At 70.9% G+C, this 4,484-nt stretch carries 2 protein-coding genes; both read left to right on the top strand.

The features are described 5' to 3' along the window. Nucleotides 1–417: 417 nt before the first annotated feature. Nucleotides 418–2,244 carry an ABC-F family ATP-binding cassette domain-containing protein gene (locus ABD198_RS30240; RefSeq protein ID WP_344007888.1) on the top strand — a complete coding sequence of 609 codons (1,827 nt, stop codon included), beginning with the start codon at nucleotides 418–420 and terminating at the stop codon, nucleotides 2,242–2,244. Between the two features lie 236 nt (nucleotides 2,245–2,480). After that, complete coding sequence (locus ABD198_RS30235) at nucleotides 2,481–4,229, top strand: outer membrane protein assembly factor BamB family protein (protein ID WP_344007886.1); 1,749 nt, start codon at nucleotides 2,481–2,483, stop codon at nucleotides 4,227–4,229. The last annotated feature ends 255 nt before the right edge of the window (nucleotides 4,230–4,484 follow it).

The raw sequence follows: 4,484 nt of genomic DNA, 5'->3' as shown, positions 1-4,484 counted from the left end.
CACCCGCCGTCGCCGCGGCCCTGAGCGCCGGCGGCACCTGCCGCGCGGTGCGGGTGGCGGCGGGCCCGGTGCCGGGCGCGGCCGTGCTGCCGGCCGGCTGACCGGGACCACCACCGGCTCCGGAGGCGACCGGCCGGGAAGGTCACCGCTCCGGCGGCGACCGGCCGGGACGGTCACCGCTCCGGCGGCGACCGGCCGGGAAGGTCACGCGCTCCGGCGGCGACCGACCGGGACGGTAACGCGCTCGCGAGACGACCGACGGGACGATCCCCCGCTTCGGAAGAGATCGGGACGATCAGCCGTTCCGTAAGAGAACTGGGACGATCAGCAGCTCCTGCGACGATCACAACTGCGCGAAGGGGCCCGGTCGTCCCCGACTACGCTGGGGACCGATCCATCCCCCCTGGCAGGAGAGAAATGGCTGTCAACCTCGTCAATGTCGAGAACGTCAGCAAGGTGTACGGCACCCGTGCGCTGCTCGACGGGGTGTCCCTCGGCGTCTCCGAGGGGGATCGGATCGGCGTCGTCGGACGCAACGGGGACGGCAAGACCACCCTCATCCGGATGCTCGCCAAGCTGGAGGAGGCCGACAGCGGGCGGGTGACGCACTCCGGCGGGCTGCGGCTCGGTGTGCTCACCCAGCACGACTCCCTCGACCCGGAGGCCACCGTCCGGCACGAGGTCATCGGGGACATGGCCGACCACGAGTGGGCGGGCGACGCCAAGGTCAGGGACGTGCTGACCGGCCTGTTCGGCGGGCTCGACCTGCCCGGCTTCCCCAAGGGCCTCGACACCGTCATCGGACCGCTGTCCGGCGGCGAGCGGCGGCGCATCGCCCTGGCCAAGCTGCTCATCGAGGAGCAGGACCTGATCGTCCTGGACGAGCCGACCAACCACCTCGACGTCGAGGGCATCGCCTGGCTCGCCCGGCATCTGCGCGAGCGCCGCTCCGCGCTGGTGTGCGTCACCCACGACCGGTGGTTCCTCGACCAGGTGTGCACCCGCATGTGGGACGTGCAGCGCGGCACCGTCTACGAGTACGAGGGCGGCTACTCCGACTACGTCTTCGCCCGCGCCGAGCGGGAGCGCATCGCCGCCAGCGAGGAGGCCAAGCGGCAGAACCTGGTCCGCAAGGAGCTGGCCTGGCTGCGGCGCGGCGCGCCCGCCCGTACCTCCAAGCCGCGCTTCCGCGTCGAGGCCGCCAACGAGCTCATCAAGGACGTGCCGCCGCCCCGCGACAGCAGCGAGCTGATGCGGTTCGCCTCCTCGCGGCTCGGCAAGACCGTGTTCGACCTGGAGGACGTCACCGTCCAGGCCGGCCCCAAGGTGCTGCTGAAGCACGTGACATGGCAGCTCGGCCCGGGCGACCGCATCGGCCTGGTCGGGGTCAACGGCGCCGGGAAGACCTCCCTGCTGCGGGCGCTCACCGAGGCGGCCCGCAGCGAGGGCGAGGTGCAGCCCGCGGGCGGACGCATCCGCGTCGGCAAGACCGTCAAGCTCGCCTACCTCTCCCAGGAGGTCGCCGAACTCGACCCCACCTGGCGGGTGCTGCAGGCCGTGCAGCAGGTGCGCGAGCGCGTCGACCTCGGCAAGGGCCGGGAGATGACCGCCGGGCAGCTGTGCGAGACCTTCGGCTTCAACAAGGAGAAGCAGTGGACGCCCGTCGGCGACCTGTCCGGCGGTGAGCGGCGGCGGCTGCAGCTGCTGCGGCTGCTGATGGACGAGCCCAACGTCCTCTTCCTCGACGAGCCCACCAACGACCTCGACATCGAGACCCTCACCCAGCTCGAGGACCTCCTCGACGGCTGGCCCGGCTCGATGATCGTCATCTCCCACGACCGCTACTTCATCGAGCGGACCACCGACCGCGTGTTCGCCCTGCTCGGCGACGGCACCCTGCGGATGCTGCCGCGCGGCATCGACGAGTACCTGGAGCGGCGCAAGCGGATGGAGGAGGCCGCGGCGGCCTCCGCGCCCGCCGCCCGCACCGGACAGGCCGCCCCCGGCACGTCCGGCAAGCCGGAGAAGAGCGCGGCCGATCTGCGCGCCGCCAAGAAGGAACTGCAGAAGATCGAGCGGCAGCTCGACCGGATCTCCGAGAAGGAGACCGAGCTGCACGCCCGGATCGCCGAGCACGCCACCGACTTCGCGAAGGTGGCCGAACTCGACGCCGAACTGCGGACCCTGGCAGGTCAGCGCGAGGAACTGGAGATGCGCTGGCTGGAACTCGCCGAGGACGTCTGAGGGCGTACGCGCCGGGCGCGCGATGCGTGAAGAGGGCGTGAAGGCGCGTAACGGAGGCATCACAGGCCGGTCCTCCCTTGGGAACAGGGGCGGACGGGGCCAGGTGGCCCGTCGGCGGCGGGTGATAGAAAGAGCCGTCTGAGAACTGCAGGAGTCACTGCCCGCGCACACATCCGGGACCGGCGCACCACCGGAGACGTGGCGAAAATCAGTGAGCAACAAGGGGGAACGCGCTGATGAGCCAGCCGCCCAGTCAGCCGCCGCAGCCGGGTGGCTTCGGAGCACCGCAGGATCCGCCACCGGGTGGCTTCGGAGCACCGCAGACTCCACCGCCCCCGCAGGGCCCGCCTCCCGGCGCGCCCCAGCCCGGGTACGGCTACCCGCAGCAGCCGCCGCAGCAGCCGGGACCGTACGCCCAGCCCGGCCCGTACAACTCCGGTCCCTACGGCCAGCCGCAGCAGCCCGGACCCTACGGCCAGCCCGGCTACGGCTACCCGCCGCAGCCGCAGTTCCCCGGCGCGCCCGGCACCCCGCCCGGCGGGCCCGGCGGTTCACGCAACCCGTTCAGGAGCAAGCCCGCCCTCGCCATCGGCGCCGCCGTGGCCGCCGCGGTGCTGATCGTCGGCGGCACGGTGTGGGCCGTGTCCGGTGACGACAAGAAGGACAAGAAGCCCGTCGCGGAGAAGACCGACGACGGCAAGTCCAACGAGTCGGACGCCCCGGTCAACCCGGGCGACGGCAGCGGGGCAGGCGGCGAGGAGGCGGAGGACCTCAACGAGGGCCGCCAGCCCGGCGAGTCCAAGGTGCTCTGGTACAAGGAGGCGCCCGACGCGCCCGGCAGCGGCGCCGACGCCCCCGGCATGTGGATCACCAAGAAGGCCGCCGTGAAGGCCGCCTACAAGCAGCTGTTCGCGTTCAACGTCACGGACGGCAAGCCCACCTGGGAGGCCATCACCTTCCCGCAGAAGATCTGCTCGGTCACCCCGGAGAAGACCGACAACGACAAGATCGTCGTCGCCTACATGAGCGGCGCCAGCCAGCGCGCCAAGTGCAACCAGCTCCAGCTCGTCGACCTCAACACCGGTGAGAAGGGCTGGAAGATCGAGGTCTCCGAGGGCGACCTGTTCGACTCCACGCTCTCCCTCGAGCTGACGCTCGCCGGCGACACGCTGATGGTGGGCCGCTCCATGTCCGGCACGGCCTACGACGTCAACTCCGGCGACAAGCTGTACGACAAGAAGAAGTACAGCGACTCCTGCTTCCCGTCCGCCTTCGCCGGCGGCGACCGGCTGATCCAGGTCGCCTCCTGCGGCGCCGGCGGCGACAACGAGCACGACGAGCTCCAGGAGCTCGACCCGAAGACCGGCAAGGTCAAGTGGACCTACAAGTACGACAAGGGCTGGCGGATCTCCAAGGCGTACTCCGTCGACCCGGTCGTCATCTACGCCACCAACGAGGACAAGAAGGCCTGGAACATCGCCGGCTTCACCTCCTCCGGGAAGGTGCGCGCGCAGGTCGACGTGGACGAGGACTTCGACCCCAAGTGCGGCTGGGGCATCCTCAACCGTGAACTCCAGGGCTGCTCGGGCGCCGTCGTCGACGGCGACACCCTCTTCCTGCCCACCAAGGCGACCACCGGCGCCAACGAGATCGTCGCGATCAGCCTCGCCAACGGCAAGGAGAGCTGGCGGCAGAAGTCCCCGGCCGGCGAGTCGATGATCCCGATGAAGGTCCTCGCGGGGAAGCTCATCGCCTACGTCGAGCCCTCCTACAGCACGGGCGGCCAGGTGGTGTCCATCCCGATCGCGGGCGGCGACCACAAGCCGGCGAAGCTGCTGCAGAACCCGCAGGGCATCGCGGAGATCGAGAGCAGCTTCTACAGCAGGGCGATCGACTGGGTCGACGGGCGGTTCTACCTCTCGACCACCCGGCTGAACGGAAACGACGACGCGAAGGAGAAGTTGATGCTCGCCTACGGCAAGTGAGGCGTGGCGCGGAGCAGCAGATGCCCGCCGCGCCCGCCCTCATGCCCCGTCGTCGTCCGTCCCTTCTCCCGCACACCCGAGGTACCCACGTCATGACGCAGCCGCCCCCGCCACCCCACCAGCCGCCGCAGCAGCCCGGTTTCGGCCCGCCGCAGGACCCTGCCGGGCAGCAGCCCCAGCAGCCCCAGCAGCAGCCCGCGCAGCCGCCGCCCCGAGGAAGGAAGTCGGAGGCCAAGCGGTCTTAGGAAGACAAGT

This window comes from Streptomyces thermocarboxydovorans (assembly GCF_039524635.1).
In the GTDB taxonomy this organism is placed as follows: domain Bacteria; phylum Actinomycetota; class Actinomycetes; order Streptomycetales; family Streptomycetaceae; genus Streptomyces; species Streptomyces thermocarboxydovorans.
Note: the sequence above shows the minus strand (reverse complement) of the source record. Positions and strands in the feature narration are given on the sequence as shown.